18 protein-coding genes are annotated in these 18,261 nt (G+C 66.0%); 9 read left to right on the top strand and 9 right to left on the bottom strand.

Annotated features, from left to right (window positions below):
- Positions 1–94 precede the first annotated feature (94 nt).
- Entirely contained in the window at positions 95–1,909 is a 1,815-nt protein-coding gene (locus G6N35_RS23150) for a flavin-containing monooxygenase (protein ID WP_163806432.1), read from the top strand.
- An 11-nt stretch (positions 1,910–1,920) separates the two neighbouring features.
- Here G6N35_RS23150 and G6N35_RS23145 read toward each other — a convergent pair whose 3' ends face one another.
- Positions 1,921–2,985: a GGDEF domain-containing protein gene (locus G6N35_RS23145; RefSeq protein WP_163806430.1), complete on the bottom strand. Its 1,065-nt coding sequence runs from the start codon at positions 2,983–2,985 to the stop codon at positions 1,921–1,923.
- Between G6N35_RS23145 and G6N35_RS23140 the strand changes: the two genes are divergently transcribed.
- The 5 genes from G6N35_RS23140 to G6N35_RS23120 all read left to right on the top strand — a co-directional run bounded on the left by G6N35_RS23140 (position 2,977) and on the right by G6N35_RS23120 (position 8,185).
- Positions 2,977–5,106, top strand: a complete 2,130-nt coding sequence (locus G6N35_RS23140; protein WP_163806428.1) for a prolyl oligopeptidase family serine peptidase — start codon at positions 2,977–2,979, stop codon at positions 5,104–5,106. The genes G6N35_RS23145 and G6N35_RS23140 overlap by 9 nt on opposite strands.
- Positions 5,107–5,163: 57 nt before the next feature.
- Positions 5,164–5,463: a DUF2563 family protein gene (locus tag G6N35_RS23135; RefSeq protein ID WP_163806426.1), complete on the top strand. Its 300-nt coding sequence runs from the start codon at positions 5,164–5,166 to the stop codon at positions 5,461–5,463.
- A complete protein-coding gene (locus G6N35_RS23130) occupies positions 5,460–6,995 on the top strand; it encodes a putative alpha/beta hydrolase (RefSeq protein WP_163806424.1) in 1,536 nt (511 codons plus the stop codon). The genes G6N35_RS23135 and G6N35_RS23130 overlap by 4 nt, the downstream gene beginning before the upstream one ends.
- Before the next feature lies 1 nt (position 6,996).
- The gene (locus G6N35_RS23125; protein WP_163806421.1) at positions 6,997–7,338 is read left to right on the top strand and encodes a hypothetical protein; all 342 of its coding nucleotides are present in this window, start codon (positions 6,997–6,999) and stop codon (positions 7,336–7,338) included.
- A gap of 130 nt (positions 7,339–7,468) precedes the next feature.
- On the top strand, positions 7,469–8,185 hold the full coding sequence (locus tag G6N35_RS23120) for a hypothetical protein (protein WP_163806419.1): 717 nt from the start codon (positions 7,469–7,471) through the stop codon (positions 8,183–8,185).
- Here G6N35_RS23120 and G6N35_RS23115 read toward each other — a convergent pair.
- From G6N35_RS23115 to G6N35_RS23095, 5 genes are read right to left on the bottom strand one after another with little or no spacing between them, the layout of a single operon-like run.
- The gene (locus tag G6N35_RS23115) at positions 8,182–9,021 is read right to left on the bottom strand and encodes a hypothetical protein (RefSeq protein WP_163806417.1); all 840 of its coding nucleotides are present in this window, start codon (positions 9,019–9,021) and stop codon (positions 8,182–8,184) included. The two genes, G6N35_RS23120 and G6N35_RS23115, sit on opposite strands and share 4 nt — an antisense overlap.
- 29 nt (positions 9,022–9,050) lie before the next feature.
- Complete coding sequence (gene ppk2 / locus G6N35_RS23110) at positions 9,051–9,899, bottom strand: polyphosphate kinase 2 (RefSeq protein WP_163807881.1); 849 nt, start codon at positions 9,897–9,899, stop codon at positions 9,051–9,053.
- Positions 9,865–10,533: a phosphatase PAP2 family protein gene (locus G6N35_RS23105; RefSeq protein ID WP_179967410.1), complete on the bottom strand. Its 669-nt coding sequence runs from the start codon at positions 10,531–10,533 to the stop codon at positions 9,865–9,867. Before G6N35_RS23105 ends, ppk2 begins: the two co-directional genes overlap by 35 nt.
- Positions 10,482–11,006 carry a mycothiol transferase gene (locus tag G6N35_RS23100; protein WP_163806415.1) on the bottom strand — a complete coding sequence of 175 codons (525 nt, stop codon included), beginning with the start codon at positions 11,004–11,006 and terminating at the stop codon, positions 10,482–10,484. Before G6N35_RS23100 ends, G6N35_RS23105 begins: the two co-directional genes overlap by 52 nt.
- A 10-nt stretch (positions 11,007–11,016) precedes the next feature.
- Positions 11,017–11,418 (bottom strand): VOC family protein, encoded by a 402-nt coding sequence (locus G6N35_RS23095; protein WP_163806413.1) that lies wholly within the window; start codon positions 11,416–11,418, stop codon positions 11,017–11,019.
- Positions 11,419–11,459: 41 nt separating this feature from the next.
- Here G6N35_RS23095 and G6N35_RS23090 point away from each other — a divergent pair, with 41 nt between their 5' ends.
- Positions 11,460–13,184, top strand: coding sequence for an N-acyl-D-amino-acid deacylase family protein (locus G6N35_RS23090; RefSeq protein ID WP_163806411.1), 1,725 nt, complete (start codon positions 11,460–11,462; stop codon positions 13,182–13,184).
- A 164-nt stretch (positions 13,185–13,348) separates the two neighbouring features.
- On the opposite strand, the gene G6N35_RS23085 is transcribed toward G6N35_RS23090, so the two are convergent.
- The 3 genes from G6N35_RS23085 to G6N35_RS23075 form a co-directional block, all read right to left on the bottom strand.
- A complete protein-coding gene (locus G6N35_RS23085) occupies positions 13,349–14,176 on the bottom strand; it encodes an endonuclease domain-containing protein (protein ID WP_163806409.1) in 828 nt (275 codons plus the stop codon).
- A 141-nt stretch (positions 14,177–14,317) separates the two neighbouring features.
- A complete protein-coding gene (gene groL / locus G6N35_RS23080) occupies positions 14,318–15,943 on the bottom strand; it encodes a chaperonin GroEL (RefSeq protein WP_163806407.1) in 1,626 nt (541 codons plus the stop codon).
- Between the two features lie 168 nt (positions 15,944–16,111).
- Complete coding sequence (locus G6N35_RS23075; protein ID WP_163807880.1) at positions 16,112–16,654, bottom strand: TetR/AcrR family transcriptional regulator; 543 nt, start codon at positions 16,652–16,654, stop codon at positions 16,112–16,114.
- 109 nt (positions 16,655–16,763) lie between these two features.
- On the opposite strand from G6N35_RS23075, the gene G6N35_RS23070 reads away from it, so the two are divergent.
- Positions 16,764–17,663 (top strand): SDR family NAD(P)-dependent oxidoreductase, encoded by a 900-nt coding sequence (locus tag G6N35_RS23070; RefSeq protein ID WP_163806405.1) that lies wholly within the window; start codon positions 16,764–16,766, stop codon positions 17,661–17,663.
- Positions 17,664–17,683: 20 nt separating this feature from the next.
- On the top strand, positions 17,684–18,178 hold the full coding sequence (locus G6N35_RS23065; RefSeq protein ID WP_163806403.1) for a cupin domain-containing protein: 495 nt from the start codon (positions 17,684–17,686) through the stop codon (positions 18,176–18,178).
- The last annotated feature ends 83 nt before the right edge of the window (positions 18,179–18,261 follow it).

The raw sequence follows: 18,261 nt of genomic DNA, 5'->3' as shown, positions 1-18,261 counted from the left end.
CACATCCCGAAAGAGTTGCAGGGGGTTGCAGCTGCCGGTTGCAACGCCTCGCAACTCTTGTCGACCCATCAAGCCGCGGTGTGTCCTGCCTCACATGACATCAACACTGGAACCACGGACAGACCTCACCCCGCAGCAGCGGGTCGACGCCTGGCTGGCCGACTTCGAGGCCGCGCTGGCGGCCCGCGATATCGACCGTGCCGCAGCGCAATTCGCCACCGACAGCTTCTGGCGCGACCTGGTGTCGTTCACCTGGAACATCAAGACCGTCGAGGGGCGTGACGCGATCGCCGGCATGCTGGCCGCCCGGCTCGACGACACCGACCCGTCGGGGTTTCGGACCCGCGAGGCGCCGACTGTTGACGGCGACGTGACCTCGGCGTTCATCGAGTTCGAGACCGCAACCGGGCGGGCAACGGGGCACCTCCGGCTCAAGGGCGACCAGGGGTGGACCCTGCTGACGGCGTTGCAGGAACTCAAGGGCTTCGAGGAGGCCAAGGGACCGTCGCGGGTACTGGGCGCGGTACACGGTAACGACCCGGACCGGCGTTCCTGGGCGGAGAAGCGCGCGCAGGAGGAGGCCGAACTGGGGCGCACCGTGCAGCCCTATGTGCTGGTGATCGGCGGTGGCCAGGGCGGGATCGCGCTGGGGGCTCGGCTGCGTCAGCTCGGGGTGCCCGCCATCGTCGTCGACCGTCACGAACGGCCGGGTGACCAATGGCGCAAGCGGTACAAGTCACTGTGCCTGCACGACCCGGTCTGGTACGACCATCTGCCCTATTTGCCGTTCCCCCAGAACTGGCCGGTGTTCGCGCCGAAGGACAAGATCGGCGACTGGCTGGAGTTCTATACCCGCGTCATGGAGGTGCCGTACTGGTCGAAGACGACATGCCTGTCGGCGTCCTACGACGAGGGCACCAAGACGTGGACCGTGGAGGTGGACCGCGACGGCGAGCGGCTGACGCTGCATCCGACGCAGCTGGTGCTGGCGACCGGCATGTCCGGCAAGCCCAGTGTGCCGACGCTGCCGGGCCAGGACGTCTTCCGCGGCGACCAGCACCACTCCAGCGCCCATCCGGGGCCGGACCCGTACGCGGGCAAGAAGGCCGTCGTGATCGGGTCGAACAACTCCGCGCACGACATCTGCAAGGCGCTCTACGAGAACGGCGTCGACGTGACCATGGTGCAGCGGTCCTCGACGCACATCGTGAAGTCGGAGAGCCTGATGGAGATCGGCCTCGGCGATCTGTACTCCGAACGTGCACTCGCGGCGGGGATGACCACGGAGAAGGCCGACCTGACGTTCGCGTCGCTGCCCTACCGCATCATGCACGAGTTCCAGATCCCGCTGTATGACCAGATGCGGGAACGTGACAAGGAGTTCTACGACCGCCTCACTGCGGCTGGCTTCGAATTAGATTGGGGCGCAGATGGTTCCGGACTGTTCATGAAGTATCTGCGGCGCGGTTCGGGCTACTACATCGACGTCGGCGCCTGCGACCTGGTGGCCGACGGCAAGATCAAACTCGCCCACGGTCAGGTGTCTCACCTCACCGAGGACGCTGTCATCCTGGCCGACGGCACGGAGTTGCCCGCCGACCTGGTGGTATATGCCACCGGCTTCGGTTCGATGAACGGCTGGGCGGCAGACCTGATCGGTCAGGAGGTTGCCGACAAGGTGGGCAAGGTGTGGGGTCTTGGTTCGGACACCCCCAAGGACCCCGGGCCCTGGGAGGGCGAACAGCGCAACATGTGGAAGCCGACCCAGCAGGACAACTTGTGGTTCCACGGCGGCAACCTGCATCAGTCACGGCACTACTCGCTGTATCTGGCGCTGCAGCTCAAGGCACGCTACGAGGGGATCCCGACACCGGTGTACGGCTTGCAGGAGGTGCATCACCTCAGCTGAGGCACGGGCGCTCAGGCGGCAGCCGATTGGCGAATCTGGTTGCCGCCTGCGCGCTTTGCTTCATACATCGCCATATCGGCAGCAGCGATCGCACCCTCGATCACCGCGCGGACATCCTCGGCCGGGTCGGTCACCGTCACATCGGCGATCCCCAGACTCGCTGTCACGCCCCAGGCATTGGCGGCGATCGCCGCACAGAGCCTGCGGGCGAGCATCTCCACTTCCCGGGCCGGCGATGCCTGGGCGATGACGAATTCCTCGCCGCCCACGCGGGCGGCCAGGACCCCAGGTCCGCCAACCTCCTGAATCGTGGCCGCCACCTCCACAAGGATCTGGTCGCCGACCGCGTGACCGAGGGTGTCGTTGAGGCGTTTGAAGCCGTCCAGATCGATCATCACCACGCTGAAGCACACCGGGCCGCGACGCAGGCCACCGCGGAGGAGGGCGCGGGCCGACCGGCGGAAGCCTCGCCGGTTCGCCAGGCCGGTCAACGGATCGGTCGACACCGCGTCGTTCCACAGCAGCCGCATGAGGATCTGCCCGCCGAACGGGACAGTGAGCAGGCCGCCGGTGGCGAGCACGAGCGTGGCCGCGGCCATCGGGACATCATCGACCAGCACCATGCGGGCCGCACTAGCGACAGCCGTTGCGAGCGCGACGCCCACCGTGAACACGAGGAGGCGGGGGCTGTGGCAGGTCGCCACATAGGCAGCAAGGCCCAGGAATGCCCAGCAGGTCAGCAGTCCGGCGTGTTCTTCGGTCTGGGTCAGGGCCACCACCGCGACGCCTGCCGTGCCGAACATCGAGAAGGCCGTCGACAATCGCCTGCTCGGCCATCGCAGCGCATACGCAGCGGCGATCCCGGCAAAACCTGCGGCGACTGCCAGGGCGACACCGCGCGCCCACCCGTGCGGGCCGGCCGGACTGAACGTCATCAACGCCATGGCCCCGGCGAGGACCGCCACGATCACCGCCATCACGCCGCGAGCGATGGAAGCCAGCCGGCGCGAGGCGAGATAGTCCGCGAACCACTCATAGCGGTCCGGCTGTCGCCACCACTGGCGGACATGATTCACCTGCGCCCCCAATACCTAGCTGGGCCGATCGTACCGAGCCTGCCGGTTGTTGCCACCGGATCGACCGGGGCCGGGCCGGCTACGCAGAATGGTTGGGTGACGAACGCGGCTGAAGACAACGACCCGTACCTGTGGCTCGAGGAGATCTCGGGAGACGACCAGCTCGACTGGGTGCGCAAGCACAACGAGCCCACGATCGCCGAGTTCCGCGACCAGACGTTCGAGCAGTTGCGGGCCGAGGCGCTGGAGGTCCTCGACACCGACGCCCGCATTCCGTACGTGCGACGCCGCGGTGCGTACTTGTACAACTTCTGGCGTGACGCCGCCAACCCCAAGGGCGTGTGGCGGCGGACCACCCTGGACAGCTATCTGACCGAGATTCCGGAGTGGGACGTCATCATCGACGTCGACGAACTGGCCCGCGCAGACGGGGAGAACTGGGTGTGGGCCGGGGCAGATGTCATCGAACCCGATCACAGCCTGGCCCTGGTCAGCTTGTCCCGGGGCGGGTCAGATGCCGCCGTGGTGCGCGAATTCGACATGGTGGGGCGGCAATTCGTGGCTGACGGCTTCGCGCTGCCGGAGGCGAAGTCGAACGTGACGTGGGAAGACCACGACACCGTCCTGGTCGGTACCGACTTCGGTCCGGATTCGATGACCGAGTCCGGCTACCCGCGGATCGTCAAACGGTGGAAGCGTGGGCAACCGCTGTCGGCGGCCGAGACGGTCTTCAGCGGCCCGGTCACCGACGTCATCGTCTCGGCTTCGGTGGACCGCACACCCGGTTTCGAGCGAACCCTGCTGTACCGCGCGATCGACTTCTTCAATGACGATGTCTATCAACTACGTTCGGGGGAGCTGGTGCGCATCGATGCACCGACCGATGCCAGCTTGTCGGTGCATCGACAGTGGCTGCTGATCGAGTTGCGTACCGACTGGCACACTGGGACGGGTTCATATCGGGCGGGGTCGCTGCTGGCTGCCGATTTCGAGCGATTCCTCGACGGTACAGCGGATCTGGCGGTCGTCTTCGAGCCCGACGAACACACCTGCCTGCACCAGTACTCGTGGACCCGCGACCGACTGGTGGTGGTGACGCTGGCCGATGTGGCCAGCCAGGTGGAGGTGGTGACGCCGGGCACGTGGGCGCGCGAACCGATACCGGGCCTGACGGCGAACACCAACACGGTGATCGTGGCGGCCGACAGCGACGGCGACGAGATCTTCCTGGATTCCAGTGGCTTCCTGACCCCGTCACGCCTGCTGCACGGTACCGCTGGTGGTGCGCTCACCGAGATCAAGCGGGCGCCGTCGTTCTTCGACGCCGCGGATCTTGAAGTGGCCCAACACTTCGCGACCTCCGATGACGGCACAGCAATCCCCTACTTCGTCGTCGGGCACAGTCACACCAAGGCGCCCGGACCCACACTGCTGGGCGGCTACGGCGGGTTCGAGGTATCCCGGACGCCGGGGTACGACGGGGTGCTTGGCCGGCTGTGGCTGTCCCGCGGCGGGACTTACGTGCTGGCCAACATCCGCGGCGGCGGCGAGTACGGGCCGGCCTGGCACACCCAGGCAATGCGTGAAGGGCGGCACAAGGTGGCCGAGGACTTCGCCGCGGTGGCGCGCGACCTCGTCGAGCGCGGGATCACGACCGTCGCGCAACTCGGAGCCCAAGGCGGCAGCAACGGTGGCCTGCTGATGGGAATCATGCTCACGAAGTACCCGCAGCGGTTCGGCGCGCTGGTCTGCCAGGTGCCCCTGCTGGACATGAAACGGTTCCATCTGCTGCTGGCCGGGGCGTCGTGGGTGGCCGAATACGGCGATCCCGACGACCCACAGGACTGGGAGTTCATCTCCGAGTACTCGCCGTACCAGAACATCTCCGCCGACCGGCACTATCCCCCGGTGCTGATCACGACCTCGACACGCGACGACCGGGTGCATCCCGGACATGCCCGCAAGATGACGGCCGCGCTGGAAGAGACCGGCCACGACGTCTGGTACTACGAGAACATCGAGGGTGGCCATGCCGGGGCGGCCGACAACGCTCAGACGGCGTTCAAGTCGGCGCTGAGCTACTCGTTCCTGCACCGACTGCTGGGTTCCGGGGTGAATTGACCAGCAAACATTCCGTAGTACCCTCTAGCTAACAGCTAACTTCGGAGGGGTAGTGCGGTGCGGGTCGACGTCGATGAGATGCGGTCGGGTGCAAACCGGTCGTACAACGCGGCCTGGCTTGCCATGGAGGGCGCCGACCGGCTGGCACGCGGCACGGTAGCGGCGGGGATCTTCGGCGCCTTCGGTGCGGCTGAGTCGTTCTGCGGGGCTCTCGACGATGCCCACACCACCCACATGCGACGGCTGCGCGACCACCAGAGCCGGCTCGGGGTGCTCGGGGACAAGGCCCACACCACAGCCTCGGCGTTCGTGGACATGGAGGACCGCAACGCCGAGGCGCTGCGGGCCGTGCTGTGAGCGAGTATCCGAACCTGACGCATATCAGCGTCGGGGCGCTGATCGGCGAGGCGGGCGGCGATCCGTGGAAGGTCGATGCGACGGTTCAGAGTGGCGACCCCGGGGCGATCTCCGACCTGGGCCGGGCATTCTTCGAGGCGGGCGCCTGCACGGCCGAGACGTACAAGGAGTTCACCGAGGCACAGGCGCGGTTTCGCGCCTCATGGAACCGGGAGGATGGCGGGCATCCGATCAATGACAGTGCCGAAGTCCAGCGGGCGACGACGCGTTTGATGGTCCAGCAGGACCAGCTGCCGGCGATCGGTGCCGACTTGGCCGGCATAGCCGCCACACTCGCTGAGACGCAACGCTTCTCCGGCATGGAGGTGGAGAACCTCAACACTCAGCTGCACTACATCGACGCTCTGATCGGGCAGGCGTTGACCCAGCACCAGGACACGGCGGCTCTCGAGGACAGCGCGATAACTGCCACGGCCAACGTCCTGCATCAGGTGACGGCGCTGCGTGACGACTATTCGAGCAAGCTCAACGCTTCCCTGACGACACTGCGTGCCGACCACGGCTACGATCCTGCGCCGATCGAGGACGCCGACGGCGACGGCGAACTGGGGCCCGAGCAGCGCGGCCGAGAGGCCACCGACTGGTACGAGGCCAACCAGCGGGCCAAGGACGAGGCATTGGTGAACAGTGGCGGTGCGATGACGCCCGAAAAGTCCGCAGCTGCAGCACGATTGCGCGATCTGGCCGCCACGACGGATCCCGCTGCCACTCCCGACGCGAGGCGGTTGGCCGGTGAGCGCCTGGACGACTTCCGGATGGCCAATTTTGTCGGCCCCTTGCCGACGGACCCGGTGCTCGGTGGTGACGCGCGCAGCCGAGCCCGTTCGCGGCTGGACATGCAGCAGCGGCTGGAACGGGGAACGTACGGGCTGCCCGCGATGACGGCAGATCAGGCGACGCAGGCGCTGGACGAGGGTGAGCAGTACGGGCGGGTCGTCGCGGTGGAACGGGCGATGACGGCGTTGACGAGTCAAGGGATGTCGGAGGCCGGCGCCAAGGTAGTGATCATGGATCTGTTGCACCGCGCCGGTGACATGGCCGAGGTAGCGGGCTTCCCCTTGAAAGCAACCGAAACGTACGCCGATGCCATTCCCCAAGGGCGCCATGCCAAGCTGGAGGATCTGCTATCACCAGATGACGCAGTCAAATGGGCGCGAATCGCGAAGTACGCGGGAAACACGGGCGACGCGCTGCAGTTTGGGATCGCGTTCATCGACCTACTCCAAAACCAGGGTGGCGATCACAAATACGAGGAGTTTGGTGAAGCCAGCGGCAACGTCGCAGGCGGCATAGCTGCAGGGTGGGGCGCGGCGGCCTTGCTCGGGTCTGTAACCGGCCCTTGGACCACAGCGGCGATCGTCGTCGCCGCAAGTTACCTGGGTGGTGAGGGAGGCCAGAAGCTCGGCGGCATGTTCGGCGGTCTTGTCGATTCAAGCTTTGCCTCGTCAAACAGCGACGGGAAGGTTGGATAGAGTGCAACAAGCTCTTGGCTACGCCGCGGTCGCAGCGCTTGCCGGTGGCACAATCTTCAGCAGCTTCCCTTTGTGGAAATCTGAGACACTCTCGCCGGACTCAATTGAGCGTCGTGTTTGGTGGGCTGGTTGCACAATAGCCATACCATTGATGTTCCTGTCACAGCTGCCCAACTGGCGCGGCGGGCTGTTCGTAGCGATCATGGCCAGCGTCACCTTGTGCGGTATCGCGTTCTTTTGGACCAATCGGATCAAGATCCACGGCCGCATTTATGCAGCCTTTGCCATTAATCGCCGCGCCGACCGGCCACCAGCCTTAGCCGACGACCAGGACGCGGAATAGCGCGCGGGACCGAAGATGCCAGCGCTCGGAGGCTGCTATCCACGATCCTCACCCCGATCAACCTCGACCATGGTGAGCAGACCGTCTGCATTTTCGGCCTTCCCCATAGCCCATTCCCGGAACTCCGCCCGTGACGCTTGAGACTTGGTCGAACTGGCTGCTCATCGCCGGAGGTGCGCTCGTTCTCGTCGCCTGGATCGGGACAGCCTTCGTCAAAGACCCCCAGTACGAACGCTGGCTGTTCTGGCTCAGCTCGTTCCTGGGTATCACCTTCATCTCGTTGAGTCTGGCCTCTCGCGGCTGGAAGACAGTCGTCATATTCGGCGTCGGTATGGGATCAATACTGCTGTTCTACACCTACTTTCGAACTCCCTACATCGTCATTCGCGGCCGCGTTCGTTCGTTCACAACTCCCCCCACTACGCCTGACCCAAGCGACCAGGACACTGACGAGCCACCTCAACTACCACCCCGTGACAGCTATCCGGGCGCCGTGACAGCGCCGAAGGCGTGGTGGCTGTTTGCTGTCTTCGTCGTATTCGTCGCCGTCGGCGGGGCAAAACTTGGATGGGATCCGCACACACTTCCGGCTGGCGGACTTATCTGCATCCTCGCTCTTATGGGCGGGATCGACGATGCCACCCGCAAACTACCGATGGCACGCGGGCAGAAGGTGCAGGCCTTCATCATCGTGGCCGTATCGGTGCTGATGTTCTTCCTACCGCCGGTGTTGTACATCGTCGGCTATTCGATAGGTACCAAGCGGCCGATGGGCTACGGCTTGCGTGATCCGGTCGCCCGGCATTACGCCGAACTCGACGCTCAAGAGGAACGCGATCGCCCTTAGCTCGACTTCGCCAGCCCCGCCAGCAGCGTCACGATCACACCGATCAACACCAGTCCCCCACCGACAATCAGCGAGATGTTCAGCCACTGATGCATGCTGTTGACTGCGGTGTTCACCATGGCCTCGGCGATCCGCCGGATGTTGCCCGACGAGTTGTCCAGCAGAGTATTCAGATGCCGTCGACCGAATTCGATTGCTGCCCAACCTAATCCGCCCACCAGTAGCCCAGCCACACCCAACCCGACCAGCATCTTTCCGCGGCTGCGGGCCACGAACAACGTCAGCAGTGCCGCGACGGCGGTCAGCACCGCCAACCCCACGCTGGCCCACGGCCCGTAGGCCGCCACCGGCCGAAGCGCACCCGGACGCAAGATCGATGGCGCATTGTCGGTCAACGGAATTGGCACCGACGTCGGCACCGTGATGTTGTAGTCGCTCAACGTCTCCTTGAACGCGGCGTCGGACAGCATCGGCGCGAAGTCGATCACCCAGCGACCCTGCGAGTCGACACTGGATTGCACAGAATCGGTGAACAGCCACCGGTGCGCGAAGCGGTTCGCCTGCGCGAACTGTCCGGGAAATGCCGAGCTTGCCGTATACGTGGCCGCCACCAGACTCACCGTCCCGGTATTGACGCCGGTGCCCAGCCGCGCCACCTGGGTCGTCAGCTCACCGGCCACGGCCGATTTCAGGCCCGGATCGGCGGCGGCCTTCTGCGCCAGCGCCGCATACCCGTCACCGTCGACCAAGTGCTGCTGCACCCACGCCGCCGGCAGGGCAACAGCCAGCAAGACAGTGGTGACGAGCCACATCAGCAATGTGGCCACGAACCGCACGCGTCCTCCTCATTGGGACGCGCCCGGCCTCAGTCGGAATGAGACGTCGCGCGGCCCACGATCAGGGGATCAGGATTGCCGACCACTTCATGATCCTTGTTCTCATAGTTGAACTTACTCAGGACATGCCGCATCGCGTTGATCCGGGCACGCTTCTTGTCGTTGCTCTTGATGACCGTCCACGGCGCAATCTCGGTGTCCGTCCAGGCGAACATGTCTTCCTTGGCCGCGGTGTAGTCATGCCACTTGTCCAGCGACGCCAGATCGGTCGGTGACAGCTTCCACTGCCGCACCGGGTCTACCTGGCGGATTGTGAATCGGGTGCGCTGCTCGGAGGACGACACCGAGAACCAGAGCTTGGTCAGGCTGATGCCGTCGTTGACCAGCATCTGTTCGAACAACGGGGCCTGCCGGACAAACTCGGCATGCTGCTTGGGCGTGCAGTAGCCCATGACACGCTCCACCCCGGCGCGGTTGTACCAAGACCGATCGAACAGCACGATCTCACCGGCAGCCGGCAGATGGTTGACGTAGCGCTGGAAGTACCACTGGGTGGTTTCCTTCTCCGTCGGCTTCTCCAGCGCGACCACCCGGGCGCCCCGCGGATTGAGATGTTCCATGAACCGCTTGATGGTGCCACCCTTGCCCGCGGCGTCACGCCCCTCGAACACGATCACGTGCCGGTGCCCGTTCGCCTGGCTCCACTTCTGCAGCTTCAGCAGTTCGATCTGCAGCAGCCGCTTCTGCTCCTCGTACTCGCTGCGCGACATCCGCTCGTCGTACGGGTAGTTCTCCCGCCAGGTGTCGACAGGCAGGCCGGCGGCATCCAGCAACACCGGGTCGTCATCGTCGTCGTCGAAAACCTTGAAGCCGTTCATCTCCAGTGTCACCGGCGCAAAATAGCTCCTCCGGCCGACGTGACGGTGACGACGGAGTGAACGGCCGGTGCTCGATCAGCGCGACGACGCACAGCACCGAGGACGCCAGCAGCACAGCACCGACTGCGTCGGTGAAGTAGTGGTAGGACACCGCCTGGCCGACCACCCCCAGCAGCGTCCACAGTCCGGCCGCGAGCATCACCCACAGTCGCAGACCGACCAGCAGAATCACCATGCCGAGCACCATCACCATCACTGTCGTATGACCGCTGGGATAGGCCAGTGCGCCATCCTTCTCACGGCCGAACAGTCGCTTGAGCCAGCCCGCAATCATCACCGCCGCAACAGGACTGACCACCATCAGCACGACGAGGAACCACCGCTTGGCGGCCATCGCCGCCAAGACCGCGACCAGCAGGACGACCGCCATGGTGCGCACATCAGTGAAGAAGAGCAGCCGCCCGAGCCCGCTGCCGTTGGCCTGCTGGAACCAAGCGTCGATCGGCGTCGAGCCGTGACCCACCGCCAGACCGAGCACCACCATCGACGGCACCGCGATCAGCGGCCACCACCGCGCGGCCGTCAGCGCCAGATCCCCCGGATATAGGCGGCCTGGCCCAAATGCTGCATGCAATCGTCGAAGATGCTGACCAGCCGCACAGTGGCGGTCACCGGCGGGTCCCAGTTCCGGTCCACCACGCGAGCCAGTTCGGCGGCGTCGACGGTCGCGATGTATTCCAGCGCGCTCTTGTGCACGGCGTGGTAATAGCCGGCCAGCAGATCCGCCGGGGCGCGCACCTTTCCGACCTCCTCGGGAGTGTGACCGTACCCGTGCGCGTCCCGCGGCAGGTCCAGGTCGAACTGGTCCACCCATCCACCGCTGAACCACACCTGCTCAGACCCAGTGATCGCGGCCAGCTGGGCGTCCTGGATCCGCGCGCTGTGCCAGATGAGCCACGCGATGCTGTTGGCCGTCGCGGTGGGCCGGAAGAAGGACACCTCGTCGGTCAGGTCGTCGGTCAGGTCGTCGACATGCTCGATGATGCGGGTGAATGCGTCGCGCAGCAGTTCGCGCGCGGCAGCGGCATCGGTGGGTGAGTCGGCCATGACCTCGACGCTACGCGGAATTGGTCGGAACCTGGACGGCGGGCTGCGCCCCGTGAAACACGGCCTCGACATTGTTGCCGTCGGGGTCGCGGACGAACGCACCGTAGTAACCGGGGTGGTACTCCGGCCACAGTCGGGGCGCATGAAGGGATTCGGCGCCAAGACCCATCGCGGCGTCGTAGAACGAGTTGACGGCATTCTCGTCGGCGGCGGCGAAGGCGATGTGTGTCTCCCGGTTGGGCCCCATCCCGGCTCCGTCGGAGATCCAGAAACTCGGGTGGCCGTCGCGCCCGTAACCGGTCGCCGGACCGAAGTCCATCACCGGCAGATACCCGAGCACCGCCAGCACCGTGTCGTAGAACTTCCGCGATGCGGCGTAGTCCGCGCAATTGATTCCGAAGTGATCGATCACAGCACCCATCATGCAGGCCGAGCCGACGTAATCTCGGAACCATGACTTACGACCTCGTCATCCGCAACGGACTCATCGTCGACGGTCTGGGCGGCGAACCCTTCCACGGCGACGTTGCCGTCACCGACGGCGTCATCGCCGCCGTCGGTGACATCTCGGAAAAGGGCGCGCGCGAGATCGACGCCACCGGACTGCTCGTCACCCCCGGTTTCGTCGACCTGCATACCCACTACGACGGCCAGGCGATCTGGTCGGATCGGCTCTCGCCGTCGTCATCACACGGGGTCACCACCGCCCTGATGGGCAACTGCGGGGTGGGCTTCGCGCCGTGCCGGGCCGAGGACCACGAGGTGCTCGTCGACGTGATGGCCGGGGTCGAAGACATCCCCGGCGTGGTGATGACCGACGGCCTGCCCTGGACCTGGCAGACCTTCCCGGAATTCCTCGACGCCCTCGATACCGGCCACCGTGATATCGACGTCGCAGCACTGCTGCCGCACTCTCCGCTTCGGGTGTACGTCATGGGTCAGCGCGGTGTCGATCGCGAACCCGCCACCCCCGAGGACCTCGCCCAGATGCGCAAGCTGGCCGCCGAGGCCGTGCAGGTGGGAGCCCTCGGGTTCGCTTCGTCACGGCTGACGATCCACAAGACCGAGAGCGGCAATCCGATCCCGAGCTATGACGCGGCACAGGCCGAGATCGAGGCGATCGCCCGGGGCGTGGACGACGCCGGTGGCGGCCTGATCCAGTTCGTGCCCGATCTGGTTGCCGGCGATTACGAGCCGGCGTTGCGGACGGTGTTCGAGGTCGCCGCCGAGGTGGGGCTGCCGGTCACGTTCACCCTGGCGGTCGGCAACGCCGGCGAGCCGTACTACCTGGACGCGTTGACGATGGTGGAGAAGGCCAACGCCAACGGCGGCGACATCACCGCACAGATCTTCCCGCGCCCGGTCGGACTGGTGCTGGGTCTGGAACTCAGCGGCAACCCGTTCGTGATGTATCCCAGCTATCAGGAAATCGCCGACCTGCCGCTGGAGCAGCGAGTCGCTGAGATGCACAAACCCGAAGTGCGCCAACGCATTTTGAGCGACACGCCCGCCGGAGCGGGGCATCCGCTGATGTTCGCGGTGCAGGCGTGGAGCTACATCTTTCCGCTGGGTGAGCCGCCGAACTACGAGCCCGACCCCTCGGAGTCGATCGCCGAGCGCGCCCAGGCCCGTGGGGTGAGCCCGTTGGAGGAGGCCTACGACCGCCTGCTCGACGATGACGGCCACGCGATGCTCCTGGTCACGCTCGCGAACTTCCGGGACAACTCGCTGGATACCGTCGCCGAATTGCTACCGCGCGAGGACGTCATCCTCGGGCTGGGCGATGGCGGCGCGCACTACGGGATGATCTGCGACGCAAGCTATCCGACCTATCTGCTGACGCACTGGGTGCGGGACCGGCCGTCGGGCAGGATCAGTCTGGCGGCCGCCGTTCGTGAACTGACCTCGGTGCCGGCGCGGGTGGCGGGGCTAGCCGATCGTGGCCGAATTGCCGTGGGCTACAAGGCGGATCTGAACGTCATCGACCAGGACGCGCTGACTTTGCACAAGCCGACGGTGGTCCATGACCTGCCCGCGGGCGGACGCCGTCTGGACCAGACCGCCGAGGGCTACGTCGCGACGATCGTGTCCGGCGAGGTGATCTCCGAGAACGGGGTGCCGACGGCGGCCCGACCGGGGAAGCTGGTCCGCGGCCGTCGTCCCGCGCCGGTGTCATGACGTCGTGAGATGTCGTGCTGGAGCGCAGGCTGTCGAGCGGCGAGCAGCGGAAGTAGCACCCAGCGGGAAAGAGGGCTTCGCCCCTGTAGCCCGGGGCGCCTCCCGAGTGTGGGCCTTAAGTACGGGAATTCGCCGAGATCTGTACATGAGGCCCACAGTCGTCGCTAGACCGGACAGCCTGCCGCGCGAAGTTTGGCGCGAACACGCTCGACGATGACATGCGGGCGTCCCATCATCTCGGCGCTGACCCGCACCACCGCCCAGCCCGCCGCTTCGAGTAGCGCGATCCGCTCGATATCCCACGACCGCTGCCGCCTGTCGTTCCAATGCTGTACGCCGTCGTATTCGACGGCGACCTTCCATTCCCGCCAACCCATATCGACACGAACACGCAGATCGCGGAACATTATCTGCGTTTCTGGTACCGGCAGTCCGCCATCGACCAGGATGAGCCGCAGCTTGCTTTCTTGCGGTGATTCGGCGCCACCGTCGACCCGCTCAAGTGCACTCCGAAGTTTCGCGACGCCACGGCTCCCCGGGTGCCGACGAGCGAGTTCAGCGACGTCGGCTACCGACACTCCGGTGGCATTCAACAGTGCGTCAAGGATCGGTACAGGTTGCGGAAGTAGCCGCCCGATATCGAATGCCGTCCGAGCGGGCGTGGTGGCTCGGATGCTCGCGACCAGACACACTTCGTCGGGCAGCACAGTCCATGACCGGACGACCATGCCCGCTGCGGCATGGCGGTCCGCGCGAAGGATTTCCACCGGCACCGACGGATCGAGCCACTTGGTCCCCAGAGCGGCGGCGGCCGTGAGACCGCACACCGTGGCGCCGGTGGACAGCCACACAGCACGTGCGCGGAGTTGTGCTGTCATCTGGACATCGCGCCGCAGATACACATCGCGAAAGACGGGCAGGTAATGGCGGGCGAGCCCGCGTCGAGTGATGTCGCCACGGCGCACCGCCGCGCTACCAATGATGAGTTCCATGGGCCGACAGTGACGAGCCCTCCCGACGAGCGTGGGCCTCGTGTACGGATTTCGGCCTGAACCTGTGCATAAGGCCCACAGTGGGGACACGCGAAAAAGCCCCGGTGCGCGGAGCGCACCGGGGCTTCTTCGTACCGGGACTTAGAAGTCCATACCGCCCATGCCACCGGTCGGGTCGCCGGCAGGTGCGGCGGCCTTCTCCGGCTTGTCGGCGACGACGGCCTCGGTGGTGAGGAACAGCGCCGCGATGGACGCCGCGTTCTGCAGCGCCGAGCGGGTGACCTTCACCGGGTCGGCAACGCCGGCCTTGAGCAGGTCCTCGTACTCACCGGAAGCGGCGTTCAGGCCATTGCCGGCGGGCAGGTTCGAGACCTTCTCGGCGACAACGCCCGGCTCCAGGCCAGCGTTGAAGGCGATCTGCTTCAGCGGAGCCGACAGCGCGACGCGCACGATGTTGGCACCGGTGGCCTCGTCACCGGTCAGCGACAGCTCGTCGAGAGCCGGAGCCGACTGCAGCAGAGCCACGCCACCACCGGCGACGATGCCCTCCTCGACGGCGGCCTTGGCGTTACGCACGGCATCTTCGATGCGGTGCTTGCGCTCCTTGAGCTCCACCTCGGTGGCAGCGCCGGCCTTGATGACTGCAACGCCGCCGGCCAGCTTGGCCAGGCGCTCCTGCAGCTTCTCGCGGTCGTAGTCGGAGTCGCTGTTCTCGATCTCGGCGCGGATCTGGGCCACCCGGCCGGCGATGGCGTCGGAATCACCGGCACCCTCGACGATGGTGGTCTCGTCCTTGGTGACGACGATCTTGCGGGCCTGACCCAGCAGCGACACGTCGGCGGTCTCCAGGGACAGGCCGACCTCTTCGCTGATGACCTGGCCACCGGTGAGGATCGCCATGTCCTGCAGCATCGCCTTGCGGCGGTCGCCGAAGCCCGGGGCCTTGACGGCGACGGACTTGAAGGTGCCGCGGATCTTGTTGACCACCAGGGTCGACAGAGCCTCGCCCTCGACGTCCTCGGCGATGATCAGCAGCGGCTTGCCGGACTGGATGACCTTCTCCAGCAGCGGCAGCAGGTCCTTGACGGTCGAGATCTTCGAGCTGACCAGCAGGATGTAGGGATCCTCCAGGACGGCTTCCTGACGCTCGGCATCGGTCACGAAGTAACCCGAGATGTAGCCCTTGTCGAAGCGCATACCCTCGGTGAGCTCGAGCTGCAGGCCGAAGGTGTTGGACTCCTCGACGGTGATGACACCCTCGTTGCCCACCTTGTCCATGGCCTCGGCGATCAGGTCGCCGATGGTCTGGTCGCCAGCGGAGATACCGGCGGTGGCAGCGATCTGCTCCTTGGTCTCGACCTCCTTGGCGCTCTTCAGCAGCGTCTCGGTGATCTTCTCGACGGCCTTCTCGATGCCGCGCTTCAGACCGAGCGGGTTGGCGCCGGCCGCGACGTTGCGCAGACCTTCGCGAACCAGAGCCTGGGCCAGCACGGTGGCGGTGGTGGTGCCGTCGCCGGCGACATCGTCAGTCTTCTTGGCGACTTCCTTGACCAGCTCGGCGCCGATCTTCTCGTACGGGTCCTCGAGCTCGATCTCCTTGGCGATGGACACACCATCGTTGGTGATCGTGGGGGCGCCCCACTTCTTCTCCAGGACGACGTTGCGGCCCTTGGGGCCCAGCGTTACCTTGACCGCGTCGGCGAGGGCGTTGAGACCCCGCTCGAGGCCGCGGCGAGCCTCTTCGTCGTAAGCAATGATCTTGGACATTGCGAAGTAATCCTCCGGTTGGGGGTTACACGTTTTTGGCCGGACGCAGTGCCCGCGACGGACGACCGCTGCTGTGTTGGCTGCGGTCTCACCGTCCCGACCTAGCACTCACCGGTCGCGAGTGCCAACGTCATTCTTAGCACTCGGCCATGGCGAGTGCAAGGTTGTTCACGCTGCGCGTAGGCCGTCGAGGACCACCTCGACGAGCCGGTCGGCCGAGGCCTCGTTGTAGCCCTGCATGGCCTGCAAACCCACCAGGAGAGCCTTGACGTCAGCCACTTCGACGTCGGGCCGGACCACTCCTGCCGCTTGCGCCGCCGCCAGCAGGTCCGCGAGCAGGCCGAGAAAGTCGTCCTCGGCCTCGGGTATCGCCGCCTTGATGTCGATGCCCACGCCGCAGAGCGCCTCGCTCAGGCCCCGGTCGGTGGCCCCCCAACTCAAGACCATCGAGCGGATGAACGAGAACAAGGCGGTGCCGGGATCGCCGCCCGCCAACAGTCCGCGACCCTCTTCGACGACGTCGCGAATCCGGTGTTCGACGACAGCGCTGTACAGCGCCTCTTTGGTGGGAAAGTGCCGGTAGACGGTGCCGGCGCCGACCCCGGCGCGGCGGGCGATCTCGTCGATGGGCACCGCCAGACCGTCGGCGGCGAACGTCTCGTAGGCGACCTCGAGCACGCGCGCGCGATTCCGCGTAGCGTCGGCCCGCATCGGCTTGGACATCTCACCACCTCGGGGAATAGATAACCGGGGCGCGCGTTCCGTATAACTGAAGCATCCGGAGCGCCTGCCCCGTTTGATCCCCATCGTAGGAGACCGCATGAGCAAGTGGACAGCCGCCGATATTCCCGACCAGACCGGCCGCACCGCCGTGATCACCGGAGCCAACACCGGCCTGGGCTATGAGACCGCCCGCGCCCTGGCCGCCCACGGCGCCCGCATCGTGCTCGCGGTGCGCAATCTCGACAAGGGCCAGGCCGCCGCCGACCTGATCGGACGGCGCACTCCCGGCGCCGAGGTCACCGTCCAAAAACTCGACCTGACCTCGCTGGCCTCGGTCCGCGCCGCTGCCGAGCAGCTCGGCACCGACTACGACCGTATCGACCTGCTGATCAACAACGCCGGGGTGATGATGACCCCGAAACAGACCACCCAGGACGGCTTCGAGCTGCAATTCGGCACCAACCACCTGGGCCACTTCGCCCTCACCGGGCTACTCCTCGACACGCTGCTCCAGACGCCGGGCTCGCGCGTCGTGACCGTCAGCAGCCAGGGGCACCGGTTCGCGCGCCGCGGCATTCACTTCGACGATCTGCAGTCCGACCGCAGCTACCGCCCGGTGGCCGCCTACGGGCAGTCGAAGTTGGCCAACCTGTTGTTCACCTACGAACTTCAGCGGCGCCTGACGGGGAGCCAGGCCATCGCCACCGCAGCACACCCCGGCGGATCCAATTCCGAGTTGTCGCGCCACGTGCCACCAGCCGTCCGTGCGGCGTTCCGGGCCCTGGAGCAGAGCACCGACATGGGAGCCCTGCCGACCCTGCGGGCAGCCACCGACCCCGGCGTCATCGGCGGCCAGTATTACGGGCCCGACGGGCTTGGCGAACTACGCGGCTACCCGAAGGTGGTCGGCTCCAGCGCGGCCTCTCATGACGTCGATGCCCAACGCCGCCTCTGGTCGGTCTCGGAGGAGCTGACGGGAGTGGTCTTCGGAGTGTGAGGGCGGGCAAACTGGGTGGGGTGTCGCTGATCGTGCCGCCCTACCCGCCCCCGCGCTACACCGCCGAGGAACCGGAAGTCAGCGCCCGGCTGCGGCGCGGCGACGAACCGGCGGACTATGACGCATTCGGCTTGGTGAAATACCACTATCTCGCCGACCAGCAGGCCACCAACGGCGACTACGGCCTGTACCGCGTCGAGATCGCGCCCCGCGGCGGCGGCCCTGGGCCACACTTCCACCGGGCGATGTCCGAGGCGTTCTTCGTCCTGTCGGGCACCATCTCGCTGTACAACGGGACGGAATGGACCGACGGTGCGGCCACTGACTTCCTCTACGTCCCGCCCGGCGGCATCCACGGCTTCCGCAACGAAGCTGACGAGCCGGCCTCGATGCTGATGTTGTTTGCTCCCGGAGCACCCCGGGAGTTCTACTTCGAGGGTCTGGCCACCCTCGGCGAACTGTCCGACGACGAGCGCCGCGAATTCTTCATCCGCCACGACAACTTCTTCGTCTGACGACACGCCGCATCGAGGTGCGTGGGCGGATCCGCTTGCACTAGAGTCCATCTCGGTCAGGAAGGAGTCCCACGGGTGCGGGC

Source organism: Mycolicibacterium anyangense (assembly GCF_010731855.1).
Lineage (GTDB): Bacteria > Actinomycetota > Actinomycetes > Mycobacteriales > Mycobacteriaceae > Mycobacterium > Mycobacterium anyangense.
This window is presented reverse-complemented; position numbering and strand designations above follow the sequence as displayed.